The following is a 23,952-nucleotide window of genomic DNA, read 5'->3' on the forward strand; positions in this document are numbered from 1 at the left end:
AGGATTATCCTTTTACACCAGATGACAACGACATTGACTGCATAAAGTACTTCTGGGCAAACAAGTATAGGAGGAAGGTTGGTACTAATGCAATTAAAGCTCCTGCTGTTCCAATTTCCGGATAGGTAAGGTACTGTCCTTGGAGCAACTGCAGCCCAGGCGTAATGGGCAGCTTGTCAATATCATTAAGAACAATGGAAGGCCATAAGAAGTCATTCCATGATCCTGTAAAACTAAACAAAGCAACTACGGTTAAAACTGGGCGAATGAGCGGCAGAATGATTAAGTAATAAATTTGGAATTCATTCGCACCATCTATTCTGGCAGATTCATCAAAGGTTTTTGGTATTCCTAAAACAAACTGGCGTACAAGAAAAATATTAAAAACTCCAGCAGCACCAGGGACGATAACTGCTAGCAAATTGTTTACCCATCCTAACTGATCCATGATGCTATACAATGGGATCAAATTAACAATTCCTGGGAACATCATTGAACCCAGTAAAATCCCAAACAATAAGTCACGGCCTTTGAATTGTAAACGCGTGTAACCATAAGCTGCTAATGAGACAACCACTAGAACTAATGCTGTATGACTGACCGAAATGATCAAAGAATTCGTAAACCATTTTATGACGGGACTGGAAGCATTATTAAACAGCAAATCGCTATAATTACTTAAGGTCCAATGAATCGGTAAAAAACTAACCGCTGCTGATTGAATTTCTTCAGATGATTTAAAAGAGGTAAAGATTCCCCATATAAGTGGGAATACCCAGATAATAGCCATCAACAGCAAAAAAAGGAAAGCTACTATTTTTGTTGTTTTACTTTGTTTCATCTATACTCACCTCTAATCCTTATCCCTTAATAAGAAAAATTGAATAGCTGAGACAACCATGATACATACACCTAACATAACGGCCATTGCAGAGGAAATACCGGCAATGGATAGCCCAGATCCGAAGGCGTTTTCCTGAATGTACATGAGGAGTACATGAGTCGAATCACTTGGACCTCCACCTGTCAGCATTAATGGCTGTCCATAGACATTAAATTGAGCAATAGTCGTCATGACTGTGGTAAATAGAATTTGATATTTGATACTAGGGAGTGTTATTTTGAAAAACTTACTAAAAACACCTGCTCCGTCCAATTCAGCCGCTTCGATTAAATCTTTCGGAACGCCGTTTAATGCCGCCAAATAAATAACCATGTTACCGCCGATTGTCCACCACACTGTAACAATTACCAGCGATATCCATGCGTGCGGCTGATTATCCAGCATATTTGTTGAGATATCAAAGTAATTTTCAAGTGGACCATAGGAAACACTCAATAGAAATTGCCAGATAATCATGACAGCCGAAATCGCAAATAAGGAAGGTAAGTAAAATACTGATTGAAACAGACGATTTAATTTCGGTTTTGCAGCTAAAGCAGTAGCCACTAATAGTGGGACTATAATACAAAATGGGACAGAAATAAGTACAAAGGTAAATGTATTCTCCATTCCGGTATAAAACTGCGAATAAAAACTCGAGTCTTTGTCAAAAAGGATCGTCTTGAAATTATCTAAACCGACAAACTCAGGAGAGGTAAACAAGTCCCATTTTGTAAATGAGATATAAATCCCAAAAACAGATGGAATGAGGAAAAACATAATAAAAAGAAGCAGATGGGGTCCAACAAATAATGCAGGCCAAAGATTTAACCATTTTGGTATTTTTTGATTTACATTTTTTTTCAGCGGTTTATTAATCATTGTTTCCATTCATTTCACCTCAATTAGTAAAGCTATTTTCGCATGGAATGTTGTTTTTCGTATAAGTACATCAACCCGTATAACTATAAAGAAGAAAAGGAGGAATAAATTCCTCCTCTTATTTCTTTTATTGATTCATTTTATCGTTGACGGTTTGTTGGATCTTCTTCAACGAATCTTTAATTTCAACCTTACCTGAGATTACATCCCAAGCCGCAGCATCAACTTCTCCGAAAATATAAGAACTTCCAGGATCAGTGACGATTGTAACAGCATCACGTGCTTGATCTGACTTAAGTAAGAATGATTGTGGCATTTTTGTATATTCTTCGTTGTCCAACATGCCTAATGCAGTTGGATTCGCTCCTGACTTAATCCATTCCAACTGATTGCTCTGTAACCACTCAATAAATTTCACAGTACCTTTGATTTTTTCCTCTGACCGCTCTTTACTTTTAAACATGGCAAATTGGTCAGCACCGCTTCCTTGAACAATATTGGTTGCATCCCATTGTGGTGTGAATGTCTCTGCCCATTTAAAATTCGTAATTTTGCTCATCTCAGCTAACATCCAAGTTCCTTCTGGAAGGAAGATCACTTTTCCATTTTTGAAAAGTTTGGTTGTATCTTCGCCTTTTTTATTCATGTAACCTTTTTCTTCTAACTTTTTGAATTCCTCGAAAGCCGCTACAGCTGTTTCATTATCAATGGTTGGTTTACCACCTTCAGCGAACTTACCACCCATTTGCAAATAAAGATTGTTAAAGTTCTGCATCGGCCAGCTAAAGCCATAAGCTAATATCCCATCAGCTTTAGCTGCCGCTCCTGCTTTTTCTATTTCTTCATAAGTGATAACATTATCATCAGCAGCTCCTGGAGCGTACTTGTCAACCAAATCCTTGTTGTAATACATTACCCAGCTGCCCATTGTTGCAGGCAAGCCGTATTGTTTACCATCTACTGTTCCTACATTCCAAGCTTCCTCTAAATAGCTTTCAGCATTCACTTTTGTACCATCGAGATATTGATCCCAAGGCTCTAGCATTTTTTGACTATTATAAGTGGAAACACTTTCTGAAGCGATCATCGCAATGTCAGGTACACCTTTACCAGAACGTGTAACGGTTGCTAGCTTATTACCTAAAACATCACCTTTCATTTTTACCAACTTTACTTTATAGTCCGGGTTTGTGGCATTGTATTGGTCAATATTTTTTTGAATAAGATCACCATCAGGTCCCGTCGTACCGCTCCACATTAGGATTTCTTTCTTTCCACTCTCACTAGATGCTTTTTCTGATTCTTTACTACAGGCGGCTAACATTAAAGAAGCTATTAATGCAAAAACCAAGAGAAATTTATACTTTTTCATATTACTTTCCCCCTACAATTATTTTCTTTTCTGTATAAGATGGTCCATCAATTTTCAACTTCCCATTTTCAAAATAAAGCCTATCTATGTTCATCTGCCGGTCTCCACTTGGATCCTCAGGAAAGGTATGTGTATGATAAACAGTGTAGAGTGTTTTCCCATCAAGCCCCATGGTCACACTATTATGACCTGGGCCCGATATATCATTTGCAAGATCCTTAGACAAAACAGGATTTTCCTCTGCTTTTATAAAAGGCCCAATCGGATGATCGGCAACAGCGTATCCCACTCCATAATCCGCGCTTGCATAATAGTTTGAGGAATACATCAGGTAGTATTTTCCACCGTGTTTCAAAACAAAGGGTCCTTCATTCCATTGATAATCTCCGTTTAAGCCTTCCCATTTCTGATCGGGCTCTACTAATAACTGTGGTTCTCCTAGCAAGCTAGTAAGGTCTTTATTCATCTTTTGAACAAAAATTTGACTTACATGCTTTCCATTTATGACATTCTCTGAACAATCTTTAACATAGTAGAAATAAGGAGTCCCATCTTCCTCAATAAAAATATCACCATCGATGTAAGAGCCTTCTTGTTTGATAATTTCTGTACTGATATCTTGAAATGGTCCTAATGGGTCCTTACTAATTGCAACTGAAATCTGCAAATGTCCTTCTTGATTCCGGGCACTGTATGTCATGTAATACTGATTATTATGCTTTATTACTTCAGGAGCCCAAAAATCACCGGTGGCCCATTGGTTAGACTGTTCTCCAATATCATAGGCCATTCCTTTTTCTTCCCAATCTACCAAATTATCTGACTGCCAAACTCTGAATCCAATTGTCGCTGCAGAGGTTGCATACATAAAGTATTTGTCCCCATCCTTTAACACGAAGGGATCACCTATGCTGGTCATTCCTCCGACAGGATTCTTGTAAGTGATTGTCTTTTCATCATTCATATAAGCCAACAACGCCTCACTTCCTGCCAATACGAGTATGATTACAAAAGCTATTAGACCGATTGATTTTGATTTATTACGATGGCGTATTCCTATCATTCTCTTATCCTCTTTCCCCCTCCTTTTAAGCTCACCACCTGTTTGTTGATCATTTTCCCTTTTCAAAATCTAAATTGATTGCGTTTTCATATGTTATCAAAAAACACTAAAATATTACTAAATTTTCACCATACTCTGAATATACACTTCTCCAAAACTTGAGTCAACGATTATTAATTAAATTAATTAATAAATAATTTTTAAATTTAAGCATAGTTTCGGGATGCCCTTTAAACTGGGATATGGATGTACAACTTTTATAGTTTCTAATCAACTACTAAAAGAATTTTTTGAAGTAACATAAAAAATGTCAGGCACTCTATGAACTTTTGTCCACGCTGGTGCCTGACAGCTAGCTTTACACTATTCAGCCTATTTTAATTCTAATCTAGCAATATTCGATAATGGCTTTAATCCTGTTAAAGAATCTGCGACGAAGATTTCCACATGATAACCAGAATTATCGCCCGGCATGTTAAAACCACCAGTAATCGTTTCCTTAGAGCCTGAAGGCAGTGCCTTGGTTACTCCAGAAAGATTTTCAACTTCGCCCTTTTTATTATACAATGCGACAACAAGAGAAATCTCTTTTGCTTTTCCTGTGTTATTTCGAATATCCGCTCTGGCGGAAATCAATCCTTTTTTTGGTAGTGTGGTTAATGAACTGCCATCACTACCCTTAAAAGCCACATTACTCACTGTATAGTCCTCACCCGTGACATTGACTGTTCTGGTAACTGCCTTCGCAGCATTCCCATCTGAATCTTTTACATTGTAAGTCAAGGTATACCTGCCAATGATGTTCGGATCCACCTTACCGGTAACTTCAATTTTGTCGGATAGATCACCATCTTGACTATCAGATGCGGTTGCACCTGGATCAGTAAAGGAATCTCCTAACGTTAAATCAATCGTTTCATTTCCCTTTAAGGTAATCAACGGCGGGGTCGAATCTACTGCTTCTACCAGATAGTCATCAGCTTGGACCCATGTATCGCCATTGGTCCACATCCCCGTAAAAATGGTTACAGTTGTGTTGTCGCCAGAGTTAAAGCGGACTGTGAGTTTCGTGTAATTATCATTTCGTTCAAATTTTTGTTCTTTAATAATATGTCCATCAGCAGCTCGGACACCAAAGTATCCAGCATTGTTGTTTTGTGAGGTTTTTACATAACCAGAGAGGACATATTCTGTATTTGGTGTGACTGTAATATTCTGTTTTATCCCATTCCAACCTGTATCATTTCTCAAGTACATGTTCTTTGTCCCAGCTCTTGACGTTCCAGTACCACTGTCGATTCCCCCTTTTCCACCTTCAAGAATCCAAGGTGCGGAGATGGTGCCAGATGTTTGTTTTTCAAAAGAAGGGTCAGAGACCAGATTCTGTGCTGGAGTCCCTTTTTCCAAAGTAGTATGCATTAAGACAACATTGTATGGTCCCCATTCTGACATAAGGAAATATAAGTCTTTTCCGTCATTTTTCCATGGATATATGAATCCACCGTACAGGCCTGGATATTCTGCACCTCTAGCAATTTCAGTCTCAGCAGACCAGCCTCCAGTCAGCTCGGAAGAACTTCTCATTACAATCGCATAGCGGTTTTCATTCAGGTAGACCATAATCCATTTTTTATAATAAGAATTATAGGCAACGGAAAGTTCACTCACTGGTGCATCGACAACGGCAGTGGCAGCTGCTTCGTTATTTACAACCCACTGTGAACCGTTCCAGTACTCATACTTCCCTTTATTGAGCATGTCCGCTTCGGAAACTCTTGCCAAGTAAGCCGCATCGAATCGACCGGCAGGAGTTCCGAACATGTAAATATAGCCATCCTCTTTTACATAGGCTGCTTGGGCAAACTTACTTGTTGCACCCCACTTTACACCTGACTTTGTCCATGTTTGTCCCTCATCATCTGAGTAGGCAATTTCTGAGAAGTTAGTATTCCATCTTCCGTTTGCGCCCCAATTTTTAATTTGCATATAGTGGATGAAATGTCTCTTTCCAGCGGTCACACCTGCCGTTGGGATTGCTGTAAAATCACTCTTTCCATCTGTGATATGATCAGAATGAATAATTTCCTTTGCATAATTTGGTTTACTTGGGTCTGTTATCATGGAAGAGAAGGTTAGCCCATCAGAAGGGTCTGTATCCTTAGAGATGGCGAGAAGATTACTCCTCCAGCCTTTCACATCTCCGCCACCACCAAATCCACCCCAGCCATCATCATAGGAGTCACCAAAGGCGACCATCATTTTTTTATCATTTGGATCAGTGGTTGCATCCCAAACGATTCCTAAATCTGTACCCGTAAGACCATATTTAGTTGGGGTCTGGTTAGGATTTGGAAGGGTTTCTCCTTCGAGTGTTTTACCCGTTACACGGGCTACTTTTTTAGCTTTCATTGCTATGAGTTCAAATGGATCGGTAGAATCTGTGGAATTCATGGTAGTTTCGGCAAATGATGGGAGTGTAAGAGATACCATGACTACTAAAATGAGAATAATAGAGACGATTGTTCTGCGATTATTATTATTCAACCATATTTCCCCCTTTGACAATCTCCTCTCCTTTAATCTGTAGAATTGGCGAGAGCGCTTCCAATTTCGGTAAGTATATTTCCCTTACTGCCTAAAAAAGCAATCCAAGAAGAATGACCCAAAAATACTTTCTCGACTAGAGAAGTGCCAGGCACCATTTCCACATCTGTCCGTCACACGTGGACAATGTGAACAATTTGTCCACGGATGGTGCCTGACACCGTTACTGACACTGTTACATCATTGTAAGAGGCTTCTTCACGCATTTTTGTATGTCTAGTCGTTGTTTTTTAGTTTTGCTAATTCTTTGTTTTTGTTCATAAAGTCTTCTACTTCTGATAGGTATGGCAGGGATGGAATCGCTCCTTCTTTTGTTACAGTTAGAGCCCCCACCGCATTGGCAAACTGGACTATTTCATCCAATGGTTTTCCCTGCGCGATCCCCACTGCAAGAGCACCATTAAAGGAATCGCCTGCCGCCACGGAATCAACGAGATTTACTGTGTAACCAGGTACATGAGCGGTACCGGATTCTGTAACGATTAATGATCCCTTTTCAGCTAGGGTGATAATGACATTTTTTACACCTTTTCCTAAGAGAAGCTTTCCGGCAGCTTCTGCATCTTCCAGTGACGTGATCTTCATACCGGTTAATAGTTCTGCTTCGGATTCATTTGGAGTTAAATAGGTTACTTTTCTAAGTAAGCTATCCTCTAATTTTTGGGCTGGCGCCGGATTTAAAATAACTGGTACATCAAAGCTTGCCGCATATGATACGGCCTGTTCAATCATTTCCAAATCCATTTCTAGCTGGAGTACTAATACTTTCGAACTTTTTATGCGACTTTTAATCTCATCCAAGTTAGGTACAGTGTAAGCAAGATTGGCACCCGGGACGACAATAATCCGATTGCTTCCACTTTCTTCAAGCGTTATAAAGCCAACTCCTGTTGCATGCTCGTCATCTTTTAATATATTTTGAGTGTTAATTTTTTCTTTTTCTAGAGTTTGCAAGGCTGTTTGCCCATACTCATCCGTTCCTACTTTACCAGCCATGGTAACACTACCACCGAGCCGCGCAGCAGCAACAGCTTGATTTGCACCTTTTCCTCCAGGAAATTTTGAGAAACTATGACCAATAATGGTTTCCCCACTCTGTGGAGCACGTGGTGTGCGTACAACAAGGTCCATCATAAAACTACCAATTACTAATATCCCCATTGGAATTACCCCTATCTTATTTATCGTTTGATAATTGTTTTCCTAAGCTGCCACCAGGGTGAAAGACGTGGAAATCTTCCTTTTTAAAATCTTTTAAAATCGATAGGGCTACAGCTAATGCATCCCCAATAACTAATGTAATGGTTGAACTTGTGGTAGGTGCTAATCTTAAATGGTCAGCCTCTTTTTCATATTCATAGGCAAGTGCTACATCACAAAATTTAGCTAACGTGGATTCTGGTTTAGATGTAATAGCTATTCGCTTAGAGCCGATCTTTTCTAACGAAGGCATCAAACTAAGAACCTCTTTCGTTTCCCCGCTATTAGAGATCATGATAACCACATCATCCTTTTGAATCATCCCTAAGTCACCATGGACCCCTTCCGTACTGTGAACAAAAAATGCCGGCGTTCCTGTGCTCGCTAATGAGGCGGCAATTTTTTTCCCCACATGACCAGATTTGCCCACCCCGGTTACAACGACCTTCCCTTTGCAATTAAAAATTAAATTTACAGCCTCTTCATAATTAGCGCCAATCGCTTCAGAAAGCGCTTTAATAGAGGATGCTTCTAATTCCATAACACGCTTCATTTCATATAAAATTGTCATCGCTTCTCCCCCTTACCTTTTCGAACTTCATATGGAAATTATTCTGCAACGAAATTCTTGCTGTTTTTAAACCCTGCCAAACGTCAAAGTGAAATTTTTTGCAAATTAAAATACATTTCTTTAAAACTAGTAAACAATCACCGAAAGTGTGTAAACGATTTACGGCAAAGTATGTAAACGATTACCGTAACCTGTAAACGATTACACATAAATCTTATTACATCCCTTTTTATTTTTCAATATGATTCAGAAAATTTTTAAATATTTTTTTAAATTGCCTTTTTTTTCTTACCAAAATGCGCTGAAACAGATTCAAAAAAAAAAAGAGATCTTCTCTCACAGAAAACCTCTTGAATGGATCATTGCTTATTCAAATAATTATTTCTAAGTTAACATTAACTTCGGGCGAAATTTTTCAATAATCGGTTCCTTTTCGTGATTCAATAAACGGTTCATTAATATTTCGCCCACCCGAACGCCCATTTCGTATGGAGATTGGTTTACATACACAATCTTAGGTGATTTCAACAATTGGGCTGCTTCTACTTCACCAAAGGAAGCCATTACAACATCTTGCGGCAGACTATACCCCATCCGAGTTAACTGAAGCAGCGCTCCGAAGGACATCGTATTATTAAAAGATACAATCGCAGTTGGTTTATCTTTTTTCTCAAAAAAAAGCTTAATCGCTTTTTCTCCATCTTCTTGATTAAAGTTCCCATTATAAATAAAGTCAGGATTTAGCTCGAGACCATTCTCCTTAATAGCCTCCTTAAATCCATTGAATCGTTCTAGACCCGTACTTACCTGTAAGGAACCATTGATAACCCCAATCTTCGAATGACCTTGTTTTAACAGATGGTTGGTTAATTCAAATGCTGCCTTACAGTTATCTTCAGCGATAAAATCAATGGATTCATCATGCTCTTTTAATTCCCTATCCACTAGAATAATGGGAATACCACTTTTTTTAATTTTCTCAACCGTTTCCTCGTTTTGTCCCGACGTTGCTAACACGATCGCATCGACCCTTTTCTCAAACAACACGTTTAACAATTGCTTTTCCTTTATTGGTTGTTCCTCAGCGCTTGCGAAAATTAGATTATAATTATTTTTGTAAACGGTATCTTCAATCCCTTTTGAAATCTTCATAAAATAGGGATTTGCAATATCAGGAATAACGACCCCAATGGTATAAGTCTGTTGGTTCTTTAAACTTCTTGCAAGAGCATTGGGCTGATAATTTAATCTCTTTGCAGTAGAAAGAACCTTTTCTCTTATCTCATTACTTGCATATCCTTTATTACTAAGTACTCTTGAAACAGTTGCGGTTGACACACCCGATTCTTTCGCGACATCCTTTATTGTTACATTATTCAAATGATCATCCCCATTATATGGATTCACGCACTAAAGCAGTAATCGTTATCATATTTATTATAATAGATGGGGAAAGAATATCAACATATGTAGTCTAAACATTCCAAAAAAACACATAAGAATTTTCCAACTATATAAGGTTCCTTTTCCCCTTATAACTTATCAACGAAATTAGTGCCGTAGTGGTCTTTCATCCTTAAATAACTCTCGGCTGCCGCCCCATTTCCCCAATCATAAATGGTAAACTCACCAATCCCTAAGCCATCGGCATCTACTTTGCCATCATGACCGTAGTTCTCCATCATAAAACCATAATCCAGTTCATTGAAAAAGCTCCATCTTTTTTCCCATTGCTGTTTTGTCTTCTCATTTTCAGGACAATACATCATCGTAAACGCACTTCGCAATGCTGCCAGACCTCGTTGGACATATTCCTGCCTCTCGAGTTCCATCCCATACCTGATAATGAGTTCAGCAAACAGGCATTGCCTCGAGTCATTCCATTCACCGTCTGCATTCATAACCCCGAAGCCCCCTAATGTATCAATATGCATATAGGGTGGCTGCCACGAGGCTTGAGTCATTAACATTTCATCCAGACAACGGCTTCCATACTTCAGGAATCTCTCATGTCCCGTCAGCTTATAACACTCAAGTAATGCCTCTGCTGTCCAGAAAATAGATAGGTTACATTGTTTGTACATATTGTTGCGAGCAAACTTTTTACCGACTAAGGAGTCATTTCCATAATGGCTGCACGACCAATAGGTCTCGAAATCCTCCCATCTCCCCGAGAAGACCACCTCACTGCAAACAGCTTCCATCGCACGAAGGGCTGACTCTTTGTATCTTTCATCCCCTGTTAAGCTATGCAATTGTAGAAGGAAGGTAATGGATAAGGTCGTTTCCGGTGAATCTGCTAAGATCCCTATTGGTTCTAATGTCTCATGATCAAGCCAGGCAGGAAAATACCCCTTCCTATCCTGAAGGTTCAACAGTGAATCTGCATATTCGACGGCATATGTTAACAAGCGTTCATCCTTTTCTAGTTCATCATACCATCTTAGCATCATTAACGATGTCCAGCTCATATCGAGGACATGGTAAGGAGCACACTTGGGATCATGAGTAATCGGGTTCCGGTTTGAATTCCCCCAATAAAAGGATTCCCAGCCCTTTGAACGCCTGACCATTTCACCATTCACTTCTAATTCTTCCATCTCTGTGGCAATGACGGCCGGGAAAAAGCCATTGACCCTTGGGGCCGATAAAGCCAATTCCTTGGTTAAGAGTGCTTTATTACGCAGCTCTTCATTACTCGTCCTGCTTGCATACCGATATAATCCGCTTGCAGACCTGAGGGAACTGAACCATGCCTGATTCCAAATCGAGCGAAACTCTCGTTCATTCAATACTCCTTGGTAATTAGGACTCTGTGTAACGTTAACAATAAAGGCGGGGGCCCCGACTTTTTTACCACCAAGTTCAAACTCCTGCCAAACACTGCTCTTCCAATTAGCAAAAGCCCATTGATAAGTATGTTCTACATAATGATCCAGATTGCCGTGTAATGGTTGCCCTTGTTCGTACAGCTTTCGCCCCCAATTTTCCCATAAAAACTGGAGCACGGGACGCCATGGATTAGCAATGATCTCTTCATCATCAGACATCATGATATAGAATCCAAATTCCACATTCCCTTTCGGATAAATCGCACCTGGTTTCCGGACAAATAAAACATGTTCTGAAACCTCATAGTTGCTCATGCCTAATGTAAGCTTATTCGCCACGGCATTTAGATCAAGATACCACCTGACAGGTGTATCCTTCCTGATAAGATCTAAGTCAGGGATCACCATGACGGCCTTTTTCCGGTTATTAACGATCAAGCTTGGTGACCGGAAGCTATGCTGGTCAATGATGTTCTCATCTGTCGGGGTTAAATGGGGCGCCCAGTGGAAGTCCGGTAAAAACGTTGGATATAGGTTCACTTGCCAGTCATCTTGGTGTATCTCCTGATCCAAATGAAAGAACAGATTGATTTTTACCAAATGTTCATTAATCGTCTGCTGCGAAACAACTGGACTCTCCCCGCCCAATCGATTAACTTCTATTTTTTCAAGATATGGTGCAAGATCCTTATTCACTGAAATCTCACTTTTTACGGCCATTTGAAAAACTCCTATCTATCCTATCATCATTTACTAGCTGACCTGACAACGACTACTTCTAACCCATTCATCAAGATCTGGTCAACTACTGGTTTACCATTTATGACATCAAAGCCTTTTTCTAGTAACGGAACCGTTCTTGTCTCAGTACTTTTATTAATATAGAACGTGAAGCACGTCGATTCGCTCTTTCGTTGTGTAACAAATACCCCTTCAGGCAAATGAACGTACGGGATTTCCCGCTCTTTGACAATATCAAGCAATAAGTCACTGACAAGCTCGTCATTCCCCATCACTCCGACATAATAAACTCTCCCGCTGCCGTAGTTATTTTTTGAAATGGCTGTTCTCCCTGCATAGAATTTATCCCTATAGACAGCCAAGGCTTCTGCACTCGTGGTTTCTAACAGATCAAGCCACACTTTTACTTCGTATGGTTTTTCCTTATAGGTAATGGTATTAGAATACTTATCGGGCAGCACTTCGAACTCATCCACCAACACGCCGGCTAAATCAGTCAATAACCCTGGCCACGGGGTATCAATTGTGGCATTTGCCCATGTTTTAAATCCACTCCTTGCCCCAATCAGCAAGCAGCCGCCGTTTTCTACATAGGTTTGTAGGTTAGCTTGTATCTCCTCATTAACCATCATTAATGAAGGTGCAATCACGAACTTGTATCGGGACAGATCCATTCGCGGGTCAACCAAATCAGATGTGATTCCCATTTTGTTTAAAGCATGATAATACGACTTAATATGCTCACGGTATTCAAAATTCTTATATTGTTTGTGAGCCTCAAATGCCCAAATATGATCATAGCTATGAATGATCCCTACCGGTGCATCTACTTTCGTCGAAACCAGTTCATCACTGAACTCCTTAAGCTCAATGTTCATTTGCTGCAGCTCATAATAAGCCCTTCTTGGAGATCCATCATGACGGAGGATACCATTTGGATTTTGCTCCCAGCTGTAACGGTTCGCCCTCCAGCGATAAAATAATACCGCATTCGCTCCTCTGGCTATATCTTGATAACCCCATAACCGAACTAACCCTGGTTCAATTGCTAAATTATAATCACTGTAGTTGAAATAGCCATTTTTCTGTTCCAATACCCAAAAATTTTCTCGTTTTGTGCTCCGATGAAGATCTAGATTAAAAATCGTATAAATATTGTCCTCATCCACATCCGGATATAAATCAACACCCATAAAATCAAGATTTTCCCCCAGCTTATATACATCGAGACCCTGATACAAGCCGAGGGAATTATGGGTTACAAAATGATTGGGCTCATAGGATTTCAAAATGTCAATTTGACGATTTACATAATTCACAGTGGAATAGGATGCAAACCGATTATAATCAACAATTTGACTCACTGATTTTGTCAGTTGATCAGCTGTGGGGAGTTGGATTTCCTCCCACTCTTGATATACCTGACTCCAAAAAACAGTTCCCCATTCTTTATTAAGTGTTTCTATCGAGTGATATCGGTGCTCGAGCCATTTCCGAAATGCTTTCGTACACTCCTTGCAATAACAAGGTACCGCTCTTAGTTCATTATCAATTTGCCAGCCGATAATCGCCGGATTTGCCGCATAATGTTTGGCCATTTTATTGACTAAGCGATCAACGTAAAAGGCATAGATGGAGTTATTATGACAATGATGACCTCTGTCAGCATGGATACGGCCAAATTCATCGGTAGCAACCACTTCGGGATGGAGTTGACGAAGCCAAACAGGCGATGATTCAATTGGAGTGGCCATGACAATTTGAATGCCTTCCTTAGAAGCCATATCGATAAAATCATCCAGCCAAGTTAAATCAAATGTTCCATTGGTTGGCTCCAATTTTGCCCAGGCACAATCAGCAAGTCGTAATATATTAACCCCCGCTTCTTTCATCAAGTGAATATCTTCCTGCCACCGTTCTCTCGGCCAATGTTCAGGATAATAGGTGGAACCAATATATATTTTCTCTTCCATTTTTTTATCACTCTCCTATGAAATCGTTAATACACCTTTGCTATGATTCTTTCCATCTAGGAAACTCAGGCTCGTCTTGAAAAATCCCTTTACTAATCCTATTCATAATTCCTTGACCGTCTTTATAAGGGCTTACTCTCACTTTACCGGTAAAGAAAAAAGGATGATTTTGTCCATCATCCTTTTTTTATTTGCCTCATGATAATTCAATTAAAACAACATTTTTCTTCGGTAAGAAGATGCTGACACATCTCTCCTCATTTGGTTCTAAAACGAATAACTCCTCCACACCCTTGTCTGTGTGCATCCGGATGGTTAGTTGCTGTGATTGGAGTTGATAACAGGTACGATTTAGTTTGAATTCCACCTGTTGTTGTGTATCACTCACATTGGCAAAAAAAAGCCCAATGCTTTCATCACGATATTGCCATGCTGAATGAACGACTGCGTCCACATCTAGCTCACCCGATGTATTGTATTCTTTGAACATCTTGTCACAATTATAGAGGAACCAGTTTAGTCCTATTTTTTCACATTCAAACTCCAGTGGTCTTAACATCCTGCCATAGGCTAAATATTTATTACCTACTCCGGTTCTAATATTGGCAAATTTAGAAAGATACTGTGCTCGTTCAGAATCGAATGGATAGCCTCTTTGTTCAAAAGGATAGTAATGCTCTTCAAACCTATTTTCCTTTTCGGCAATTGCCTCCATTGGACTGTACTCATAATTTAGTTCATATAGGCCGCCCCATAAATACGTTCTTGCAACAGTATAATAGAATAAATCGCCAATCTCCTTCACTAATTTCCCCCAGCCATCCAGCCTTATTGCTCCATATTCATGGTACACGTAAGTGAACATCGGAATAAGCTCCGCTTCTCCTGACATTAACAGCTCTCTAATATTCCAACCCTCCAGCGGAGCTGCAGGCTGTGCACCGGCACGTGCCTGATAGTAATCAAGAATATCAAGGAACACTTCATTCATCATTTCTGTTCCCATTGGAATGTAGCGATCATCCGCTGCCTTGATCATTGCCTCTTTTGTATCGATATAATTCTTACGATAGGCCATTGTCACTTTACGACCTGCGCCAACATGATGACCATGGGTAGGATCCATACAGGTTTTCATAATATTGCTTGCGGAAATATCATAATAGATGGAATCCACATTTACATCTTGCTGCAATTTTTCATCTCGACGGACATGGAGTTCCTGAACAAATGGATCTACTGGGCAAACAAATGGAAATGGATAGTGATCAATACTCTTTGTTGGCGATTTTGGTATCTGCTGCAACGCCTTTTTTCCGGCCTCTCCATCCGCTCCATTAATATTAAATAAATAATCGAATTCAAATGGAGCATATTTATCATCATAGGATTTCATCACATCTAAATTAGCTTGATTGAATCTAGTAGGAAACCAATCATCATGCCCACCAGGAACACAATTGCAAAAGTCCTGAGTTTTTCCCGCCCAATCCGGCCCAAGGATATGAAAGATCTTTGTGTTCATATATTTATGATAATGGTCTATCCATTCAGCACGATCATGACCAGCATTTATCCCAAAGGTAGTCACACCTATATCTTCCAATAGCCATGTAGCTTTATGCTTTTCATCTACATCAGCCAATACACCCTTTTGACACCAAAATTGGTTTACTGACCAGTTTTTATAAATATCTGCTGCTTCATACCAATCGCGGCCATCAAGCAATTTTACAATGATTGGATAAGAAACCTTCAGTCCTTTTTGTGGTCCGATATCCTCACAACCATGAATAAATGTGGCCTCTAGTAAACCATTATTATTCTTATAAAAATTGAACCATTTTAAATAGGCTTCTTGATCATATGTTGCGAAATAGAGACCGCCTTTTTCCAGTCCATAGTAACTAAAAAATTGCATCGTTGAACCCGAGAACCCTTCGGGATAAGGCATGAATCTAAATCCATTTGAATCTTCCGTAAAGTTCTTTAGTGGATTGTGAATTTTAAAACCTGTAGCAAAACTATGTGCAAGGTAATCATTGCTTCCACCATCTGTTATGGTCGTTATATTTGGAATAATTGGATATTCTAAACTTGAAACAGACTGATCGGACTGATTTTGTACCTCACATTCAAATATGACCTCATTTGATTCATTCTGTAATTGCACTTTTGCAATAACAATAAGGTAGTCTGATAGACTCCATGTGAACAACACGCCATGACTATTCTCCTCTGGAGGAATAGATGTAAAGGAGAAACGTTGGAATTGGCTTATAAGTTCCCCATCAATTTCTACACGAAAAGGATCTGTTGGCAATCGTTGCGAAGAAATATAGTGAATTCCTTTTTGCTTATCATAGATTCCAGAAATCGAACCTGTTGCCTCGCTAAATGAAATAGAAATATGCTCATTTTCCAATAAAATCATCGTTTCCCTCCTCAGGGGTACACTTTTACATTTGGCCCTAACTGGATTAGAAAGTTCCAATCACACGAAAAATGAATATTCATTAACAGAAATGTTCGCAAAACTGTTATTTTAATCCAGAAAGCTTCATACCCTCGACAAGGTGTTTTTGGAAAATAAGGAATATGATAATGGTTGGTAATGCCGCAATCGTTGATCCTGCCATAATCATCGCCCATTGGTTAGTTTCATTTGAACGGAAGAAGGCTAATAACTGCATGATTTGATATAAGTTTTCATCAGAGATCGTCATAATCGGCCAAATCAAGGAATTCCAATAACCTAAAAACGAGCTAATACCAACGAGAACAAATACCGGCAGGGATAGTGGTACAAATATATGCCAGTAAATTTTGAATCTGGATGCCCCATCAATCAATGCTGCTTCTTCTAATTCTGCTGGAATATTTAAATAAAATTGACGCATTAGGAACATATTTACGGCTGAAGCAATGCCTGGTACAATCAGAACCGCTAATGTGTTAAGCATGTGTAATTTGGCTACCACGATATACGATGGAATCAATATAGCCATTCCAGGAATAAACATGGTAATGATGACATAAACAAAAAGCGTATTTTTAAATGGAAAATCTAGTCTTGCGAAAACATAAGCTGCCATTGAGTTTACAAATAAGACTAGGACTGTAAAAATTAAAGCCCCTAGCAGGGTCACCAGAATAGAACGGATAAAAGCCGGATTTTCCAATAACTTAGCGTAATTCGACACATCCCATTTTGATGGAAAGAATTTAAACGGATAAGACAAAACTTCACTTTCCGGTTTGAAGCCCGCAATTGCCATCCAAACTAGAGGGAAAATCGATATTAGTGATACCGCAACACCTATAATAATTTGTATAATTTTTTTCATTTCTCATTCACCTCAAGTTTAGCTATCCATAGATTTCTTTGAGTTCCCTAACTTAAATATAATCCCAGCTAGTATCGCGATCATCACAAAGAGCAGTAAAGCCGAGGCAATGGTATAGCCCAAGTAAGGATCATTTACAAAGTGATTATAAATAAACAAGTTTGGGGTCATCGTAGCATTTAGTGGACCACCCTTAGTCATGATAAATGGCAGGTCAAATTGTTGAATAGCTCCTGTCATTCCGACTACTATTACGTACAAAAAGATATTTCTTAGCAATGGGATGGTAATGTAAAACATTTTTTGCAGCCCATTAGCACCATCTATTTCCGCTGCCTCATAATATGAGCCTGGAATATCATTCAATCCTGATAATATAATCAGTGTAGTAAAACCAAAGCCAAGCCAAATGGCTGGAAGAGATATACTACCTAAAACAACTTTAACATCAATTAACCATGCTACATTTTCTAAACCAAATAACCCAATGATGTAGTTGGCAATCCCACCATCATAATCATATATGAATAAAAATATGATAGAGGCAACTACCCCAGAAATGACATATGGGATATAAATGGATGATTTAATAAAACCAGCCAGTCGTCCCCCCAAATTCTTGATTAAATTTGCAAATAGAAAGGCTAGCACAAATTGGGTCGGAACCACAATCAGTGCAAATTTGACACCAGTCCATATGGCCTTATAAAACAAATGATCATTTAGGACTCGCTTAAAATTGGTAAAGCCAACAAAAATAGATTCTTTATAAAAACTCCATTCAAAGAAACTTACATAGATTGCATAAATTAACGGAATCACAACGAAACAAGTTAATAAAACAATGATTGGCAGAAGCATGAGATAGGCTGTTTTTCGATCGTTTCGCTTTAAAATAAATTTACTATTCATTTTTTCACCATCCTATGAAATTGGGAGACTGAAATTTTCATTTCAGATCTCCCAATCAGAGCTTACTTACATTATTTCTTCATTTTAGGATTTGTACCAGCATAATTGTTATTTTTGATATAATCATTGATTTCCTTTTCTGCTTGAGAAAGGGATTTATCAATGTCTTCACCTTTTAGGTATACTCGTTCAAGAGCATTCGCATATGACAAACTGATATCCCATGCATAGATTGGTTCTGGAATAGCATAAGGTAACACTTTTTCTTGGATCATTTTACGCCATTCATCATTTTTTGCATATTCGTTATTTTCTAAAGCTGCATCCACTGACTTACGACCTGTGAAGCTAGAGAATTTCGAAAGATTAAAGAAATCAACCATAACTTCAGGATCGCCTGCAAGCATGTAATCAATGAATTGTGCTGCTTCTTTTGGATGTTTGGAGTTGCCATCTACAACAAATGTCCATCCACCTAAAGTAGCTGTTGGTTTTTTGTAATCACCATCTGGAGTTGGAAGTGGTGCAACGCCAATTTTATCGACTACATCTGCATATTTATTTCTTAGAGCATCAAATACGAAAGATCCATTAAACATCATAGCTGTACGACCATCTACAAGTGGTTCAATTTCTGTATATAATCCCGGCATTTGTTTAGGGAAAATTTTCTCTTTGTATAGTGTATTCCAGAAATTAAATAGCTTCTTATTACCTTCACTGTTGACAGTAGCCTTTGACCAGTCATCATTAATCGCTAATCCACCCATCATTGCTTGCATACCCCAGTGGGACCAAGCCATATCAGCGGTTGTACCAGCTGCTGTTAAACCATAATGCTTATCATTTGTTAGTTTTTTACCATATTCAATTAATTCATCCCATGTTTTTGGTGGGTTTTCTGGATCTAATCCAGCTTCTTCAAAGAAATCTTTACGGTATAAAAGAATAGAGCCTGGCTCAGCGTTAAACGGATAGGCATAATGCTTACCATTTACAGAAACCATATCATTGGACCAATCATAAAGGTCATCCCATTTAGTTGCATCGATGTATTCATCTAGAGCTTTGATTTTCCCTTGATCTGCGGAATAAGCAATTTTACCGTAGTTCATAGTCATAACATCAGGACCTGTACCAGCTGCTTGAGCGGCTGTTATTCTTTGATCCCAGGCATCTCCAGCGATATAGGTGGCTTTAACCACAATTTTATCTTGAGATTCATTAAATTTATTAATCCATTTGTCGAAATAGTCCTTTTTACTATCTCCCCAAGAGCACCAAAATTCAACTACTGTCTTGCCGTCCTCAGTTTTGGAGCCCGAGGCTTTTTCTCCTCCTGGACCTGTACCACTGCACCCTGTAAGGATAGACGATAATACTATAACAGCTGCGAACAATAAACCAATAATTTTGTTTCGTTTTAAATGAGCCATTATGGACATTTCTCCCCTGATTTTATTTTTTAATAAAGCTTCTGCACGAAGTATTTACTAGAATGGTATGAGGATCTAAGAAGTTTCGCAACTTTCTGTAAACGTTTTCATGGATGGAAATATTTCTAGAATGAAATGATAAGCAGAGTACCAGAAACGGTAAATTCCCCCCTTGGCATTTGCCATTTTTCTTTATCTGTTTACTTTCGGTAATCGTTTACATACTTGATTTTATACCACTTAAAATATTCTGACAAGTAGTTTTTATAAAAAAGTTATTGTCTTTTTTGGAACTATCAAACATTTTTCTTCAGTAAGGGTAAGATGAACATTTAACTTACCCTCACTTATTGTGTCTATCCATTTACTTTACTGAGAGGATTCTTCAAAATGATTTTCCCATCTTCCAATTCCACACTTAATTTGTTCATCTCTCCTAACCCAATTCCATCTAAATAATCGCGCGGGATTTGAATTCTCCCTGCACTATCTAGCACGGCAAGCTCTACATGTGATTCTTCATCCTCGATCGGAATTGCTCGATCCAATGATTCTTCATCAAATATTTTTCGTCGCAGAATTTCGCTTGATGTTTTTCCATCTCTGATCGCTACCACACGATCCATCTTCTTCATTAATTGAGTGTCATGGGTCACTATGACAATCGTGACACCCAACGTTTGATTTAAATGTCGGAACACATCAAGGATAATATCTGCTGTTCTCGTATCGACACTACCTGTCGGTTCATCTGCTAAAAGAATACGAGGATTATTAGCAAGACCAATGGCAATCGCCACCCGTTGCTGTTCTCCACCAGACAATTGCTGCAGTCGACTATGTTTACGATGCCCCATTCCTACCATCTCTAGCAGCTCGATCGCCCGTTCCCTTTTGTGACGACCCTTTAACATCATTGGCAGCTCGACATTTTCGACGGCAGTTAAATAGGGCAGTAAATTTCTCGCATTATTTTGCCAAACAAAACCAACTGTTTCTAATTTATATTTGACCAATTCCTTGTCAGAGATTCTAAGCAAATCTTTCCCATCAACCACTATTTTTCCTGCGCTGGGTCGATCCAAGCCTCCTAAAATGTTTAAAAGCGTTGATTTACCACTTCCGCTACTACCGATAATCCCTATCAATTCGCCTGCCTCTACATCGAGATCTAAGCCTTGGAGTGCAATTACTTCAATCTCATTATTAAGCTTGTAAATTTTCATCAAATTTCTACAATGGATCATCTAATCTTCACCTAACTTAATCGCTTGATGGACACGAATATTTTTCAATAAAACTCCCAATATAGTTAATCCAATGGTTAGAATCAGGATAACTAACGAGTAAATTCTAAGTTCATCGCTCGGATCGAAGATGACTTGAAATGGTGGTGCGACATTGGCGGAGTTAAAGGATAGTTGAAATAATGGTACAAACAGTGTACTTGTGATACTGCCAATTCCTATACCAATGACACATGCTACACCTGAAGTTAGTAGCTGTTCATAGAAAAGTATTCCAATTAATTGTTTGAGTGGGATCCCCATTGCTCGATATATTCCATATTGTAGGATTCTAGATTTCATGGTTAAAATCCAATAGATTAAGAATCCAATAAAGGTGATCATAATAGAAATCACAAATCCTAGTGACAATGTACCATTAATCCCCAGTAAAAATGCCCCATTTTTTAACTCGTTTAGCTTTGGCTGCACATCCTGAACAGATGTTAGTGGAATTCCTTGTTTCTTCATATCCTTGTACAGGGATGCTCTAGTTGAATTTGGCTTAGTCTTAAGCCATACCTCGTAAGGCTCTAATCCCATAAAGGTTTGTACATATGTAAGGTTCGCTACCACCAAGGCAGGAGCTGTGTTCCCTGCTTCACTATCATTTACTTTAGCAGGATTAAAGCTAGGCCAGTATTTAACGATGCCATACACGACAAATTCAACCGTGTCTGATCCATTCCAATTAAGTGTCAGATAATCTCCTGTTTTCACACCTAGTTTTTCAGCTACTGCATTCGAAATAAGGACTGCACTTGGCTCTTTAGCCAATAAGTTTAAATATTGATACCAATGATGCTCTAAAAGAGTAGTTTTAAACCACGCTGTTTGCCCAAAATCCTTTGGTTCAATTCCCATTAACTCCACGGCCGGTATATCTTCCCCTTTTGCATGGGCAATTACATCTTTCTTCCGGAACACTTTTGTGGCATGTTCAATATCCTTTAGTTTTAAAAAGGGATCAAAGGGTGGCTCGGAGTATATCGGAGTTGAGCTTGCTTCAACCTCCTCCTCCTTAGAATCCTTCTTGCTCTCTGTCGCATTTGGACCATATTGTTGTGCCTGTGAACTGCCTGGATTCACACTTGACCACAATACATTCACGGCCAAGTCAGCTCCATTTTCATATCTTAACTGCTCTTCTAGATTACTGTTAATTGTTCTGGCCGCACTTGCGCTATACACCCCTACAGCTATAGTCAAAATGAGAAATAACATTAAATACAGGTATTGTTTTGATGCCCTGCTTACTTGGACAAGTGTACTGTATAATGATAACGGCCAATATCTTTTGCCTAATATAAATAGGCTTTTTAATAAAATTGGATATAGACGAAGCAATAATAAGCCTAAGCCAATAATAAAGGCCGTTGGAACAAAAAATAAAAGCGGATCGACAGAGAAATTGCTTCCACCATCAGAAAAAGTCATTAAATCTTGTTGACGGCGGCTAAAACTTTTCCAACCATACAATGACAGGCCCATCAATGCTAGATCGATGAAAATCGTGTACCAACCGGCATTTCCCGCTATACGAGTCATTGTTTGTTTATGATGGACAATGCTTTTACTAGCAGCTTGGTAGATAGGAATCATCATCATCAAGATACAAGCACAAATGGCCCATATTTCATAGAGGAACGCTTCCTTCATAATCCTTAATTCCAGGGGTGATCGTTGTACAAATTGTAGAAATCCATTTGTTGCACCTAACATTTTACATAAGAATAATCCAATAAATGGCCCCAAAAGAAAGGCGATCAGACTTAGCGAACTAATCTCCAGCAAATAAATAAGTAGGATCTGTGACTTTTTGGCCCCTCTGCTATTTAAAACGGCAATTTCATTCCGCTGTCGTTCGATGATTAGCCTTGTTACCATGAATAGATAAATCCCTACCATAATTAGAATGGGGACATTAAGTGACCATAGCATCGTTTTCAATTGACTGCTTTTTTCATTATAAGTAACTAAAATCTCTTTAATTGGGAAATTCACAAACACTTTTGCATTACTTATCTCACTAATTGATGCCTTTGTCTTTGCCTCAAGAGCCAATAATACATTAAATTTTTCCATGTTAATGGCATGATAATCAAAGGCTGTAAAATACCTTATATTTTCAATCCACTTATCATTGCCCTTTAAAAAGGAGTCTCTAAATGTTGTTTCAGGAAGAATAAAATCATTACTATAAGAATCCGGAGACAGGAACCAATAAGGATCTCGTTCATCTTTCGCCTTAAATGTACCAACAGGTTTTATTTTTATCTGTTTTTTCCCTTCACCCGCTAATAGGATTTTATTTAATACCATATCTCTTTTTTGTAAGGCCATTTCTGTTACTAATACTTCGTAAACCCCATCTTTGACTGATAAATTTGGTAATCGGCCATCTGTTAAAACCATATGCTTCTGAAGCTCCGTGAGTGATTTAATACTCCCATACTTTTGTGGTTTACTAGTAGACTGGTCACCCTCCTGTTTTGAAACGGCCATCGGAATCGTACTAATAACTGTCACTTTGGTTTTAAGCGGCAGGCCAGTATCCTTTGTTAGCCGATCATTCATCCTATCTAGTTCTTCTACAAACTTATTTTGATTGATGGACGGATCTTTTTGTGTATCTAGATAGAAGGAATACTCCCCAGGATAGTGATTCTCTTTTATTTGATAATTTTCTAATTCTTTTATAAGTAATTTTGAGAGAATACTGGCTGAATAGGTAGGAATACTAGCTACAAGGGATGAAGTTATAAGAAGACCAAGAAATAAACTCCCAACAAGCCAACGATTATTAAGCATTTTCCGGAAAATTATCTTTGCAATCGCCATTCTGCTTGCC

Annotated in this window: 16 protein-coding genes; all 16 read right to left on the reverse strand. The window is 38.8% G+C overall.

Going from position 1 to position 23,952, the window contains the following annotated elements:
* Positions 1 to 4 precede the first annotated feature (4 nt).
* A complete protein-coding gene (locus ACJ004_RS23925) occupies positions 5 to 841 on the reverse strand; it encodes a carbohydrate ABC transporter permease (protein ID WP_410895642.1) in 837 nt (278 codons plus the stop codon).
* A 12-nt stretch (positions 842 to 853) separates the two neighbouring features.
* Positions 854 to 1,774 carry a carbohydrate ABC transporter permease gene (locus tag ACJ004_RS23930; RefSeq protein WP_410895643.1) on the reverse strand — a complete coding sequence of 307 codons (921 nt, stop codon included), beginning with the start codon at positions 1,772 to 1,774 and terminating at the stop codon, positions 854 to 856.
* Between the two features lie 118 nt (positions 1,775 to 1,892).
* Entirely contained in the window at positions 1,893 to 3,137 is a 1,245-nt protein-coding gene (locus ACJ004_RS23935; protein WP_410895644.1) for an extracellular solute-binding protein, read from the reverse strand.
* A gap of 1 nt (position 3,138) precedes the next feature.
* On the reverse strand, positions 3,139 to 4,200 hold the full coding sequence (locus ACJ004_RS23940; protein ID WP_410895645.1) for a glycoside hydrolase family 43 protein: 1,062 nt from the start codon (positions 4,198 to 4,200) through the stop codon (positions 3,139 to 3,141).
* A gap of 372 nt (positions 4,201 to 4,572) precedes the next feature.
* Positions 4,573 to 6,744 (reverse strand): DUF4185 domain-containing protein, encoded by a 2,172-nt coding sequence (locus tag ACJ004_RS23945; protein WP_410895646.1) that lies wholly within the window; start codon positions 6,742 to 6,744, stop codon positions 4,573 to 4,575.
* A 276-nt stretch (positions 6,745 to 7,020) separates the two neighbouring features.
* A complete protein-coding gene (rbsK, locus tag ACJ004_RS23950; protein WP_410895647.1) occupies positions 7,021 to 7,965 on the reverse strand; it encodes a ribokinase in 945 nt (314 codons plus the stop codon).
* 16 nt (positions 7,966 to 7,981) lie between these two features.
* Complete coding sequence (locus ACJ004_RS23955) at positions 7,982 to 8,575, reverse strand: KpsF/GutQ family sugar-phosphate isomerase (RefSeq protein ID WP_410895648.1); 594 nt, start codon at positions 8,573 to 8,575, stop codon at positions 7,982 to 7,984.
* Between the two features lie 384 nt (positions 8,576 to 8,959).
* Positions 8,960 to 9,955 carry a LacI family DNA-binding transcriptional regulator gene (locus tag ACJ004_RS23960; RefSeq protein WP_410895649.1) on the reverse strand — a complete coding sequence of 332 codons (996 nt, stop codon included), beginning with the start codon at positions 9,953 to 9,955 and terminating at the stop codon, positions 8,960 to 8,962.
* A 152-nt stretch (positions 9,956 to 10,107) separates the two neighbouring features.
* On the reverse strand, positions 10,108 to 12,126 hold the full coding sequence (locus tag ACJ004_RS23965; RefSeq protein ID WP_410895650.1) for a hypothetical protein: 2,019 nt from the start codon (positions 12,124 to 12,126) through the stop codon (positions 10,108 to 10,110).
* A 26-nt stretch (positions 12,127 to 12,152) separates the two neighbouring features.
* Positions 12,153 to 14,120, reverse strand: coding sequence for a beta-galactosidase (locus ACJ004_RS23970; protein ID WP_410895651.1), 1,968 nt, complete (start codon positions 14,118 to 14,120; stop codon positions 12,153 to 12,155).
* A 196-nt stretch (positions 14,121 to 14,316) separates the two neighbouring features.
* Complete coding sequence (locus tag ACJ004_RS23975; RefSeq protein WP_410895652.1) at positions 14,317 to 16,554, reverse strand: DUF6259 domain-containing protein; 2,238 nt, start codon at positions 16,552 to 16,554, stop codon at positions 14,317 to 14,319.
* Positions 16,555 to 16,660: 106 nt separating this feature from the next.
* Entirely contained in the window at positions 16,661 to 17,467 is an 807-nt protein-coding gene (locus tag ACJ004_RS23980) for a carbohydrate ABC transporter permease (protein WP_410895653.1), read from the reverse strand.
* Between the two features lie 18 nt (positions 17,468 to 17,485).
* Complete coding sequence (locus tag ACJ004_RS23985) at positions 17,486 to 18,379, reverse strand: carbohydrate ABC transporter permease (protein WP_410895654.1); 894 nt, start codon at positions 18,377 to 18,379, stop codon at positions 17,486 to 17,488.
* A gap of 71 nt (positions 18,380 to 18,450) precedes the next feature.
* On the reverse strand, positions 18,451 to 19,815 hold the full coding sequence (locus ACJ004_RS23990) for an ABC transporter substrate-binding protein (protein ID WP_410895655.1): 1,365 nt from the start codon (positions 19,813 to 19,815) through the stop codon (positions 18,451 to 18,453).
* A gap of 356 nt (positions 19,816 to 20,171) precedes the next feature.
* Positions 20,172 to 21,062, reverse strand: a complete 891-nt coding sequence (locus tag ACJ004_RS23995; RefSeq protein ID WP_410895656.1) for an ABC transporter ATP-binding protein — start codon at positions 21,060 to 21,062, stop codon at positions 20,172 to 20,174.
* Entirely contained in the window at positions 21,063 to 23,942 is a 2,880-nt protein-coding gene (locus ACJ004_RS24000) for an ABC transporter permease (RefSeq protein ID WP_410895657.1), read from the reverse strand.
* Positions 23,943 to 23,952: the final 10 nt, after the last annotated feature.

It is taken from the genome of Neobacillus sp. 204 (genome assembly GCF_046562815.1).
Classification (GTDB): domain Bacteria; phylum Bacillota; class Bacilli; order Bacillales; family Cytobacillaceae; genus Neobacillus.

What these genes read in the sequence shown, in the direction of transcription:
- ACJ004_RS23990 (WP_410895655.1), bottom strand. Translation starts at nt 19,815, where the DNA reads ATGGCTCATTTAAAACGAAACAAAATTATTGGTTTATTGTTCGCAGCT.
- ACJ004_RS23940 (WP_410895645.1), bottom strand. Translation starts at nt 4,200, where the DNA reads ATGATAGGAATACGCCATCGTAATAAATCAAAATCAATCGGTCTAATA.
- ACJ004_RS23985 (WP_410895654.1), bottom strand. Translation starts at nt 18,379, where the DNA reads ATGAATAGTAAATTTATTTTAAAGCGAAACGATCGAAAAACAGCCTAT.
- ACJ004_RS23995 (WP_410895656.1), bottom strand. Translation starts at nt 21,062, where the DNA reads ATGATCCATTGTAGAAATTTGATGAAAATTTACAAGCTTAATAATGAG.
- ACJ004_RS23930 (WP_410895643.1), bottom strand. Translation starts at nt 1,774, where the DNA reads ATGGAAACAATGATTAATAAACCGCTGAAAAAAAATGTAAATCAAAAA.
- ACJ004_RS23935 (WP_410895644.1), bottom strand. Translation starts at nt 3,137, where the DNA reads ATGAAAAAGTATAAATTTCTCTTGGTTTTTGCATTAATAGCTTCTTTA.
- ACJ004_RS23975 (WP_410895652.1), bottom strand. Translation starts at nt 16,554, where the DNA reads ATGATTTTATTGGAAAATGAGCATATTTCTATTTCATTTAGCGAGGCA.
- ACJ004_RS24000 (WP_410895657.1), bottom strand. Translation starts at nt 23,942, where the DNA reads ATGGCGATTGCAAAGATAATTTTCCGGAAAATGCTTAATAATCGTTGG.
- ACJ004_RS23970 (WP_410895651.1), bottom strand. Translation starts at nt 14,120, where the DNA reads ATGGAAGAGAAAATATATATTGGTTCCACCTATTATCCTGAACATTGG.
- ACJ004_RS23925 (WP_410895642.1), bottom strand. Translation starts at nt 841, where the DNA reads ATGAAACAAAGTAAAACAACAAAAATAGTAGCTTTCCTTTTTTTGCTG.
- ACJ004_RS23965 (WP_410895650.1), bottom strand. Translation starts at nt 12,126, where the DNA reads ATGGCCGTAAAAAGTGAGATTTCAGTGAATAAGGATCTTGCACCATAT.
- rbsK (WP_410895647.1), bottom strand. Translation starts at nt 7,965, where the DNA reads ATGGGGATATTAGTAATTGGTAGTTTTATGATGGACCTTGTTGTACGC.
- ACJ004_RS23980 (WP_410895653.1), bottom strand. Translation starts at nt 17,467, where the DNA reads ATGAAAAAAATTATACAAATTATTATAGGTGTTGCGGTATCACTAATA.
- ACJ004_RS23955 (WP_410895648.1), bottom strand. Translation starts at nt 8,575, where the DNA reads ATGACAATTTTATATGAAATGAAGCGTGTTATGGAATTAGAAGCATCC.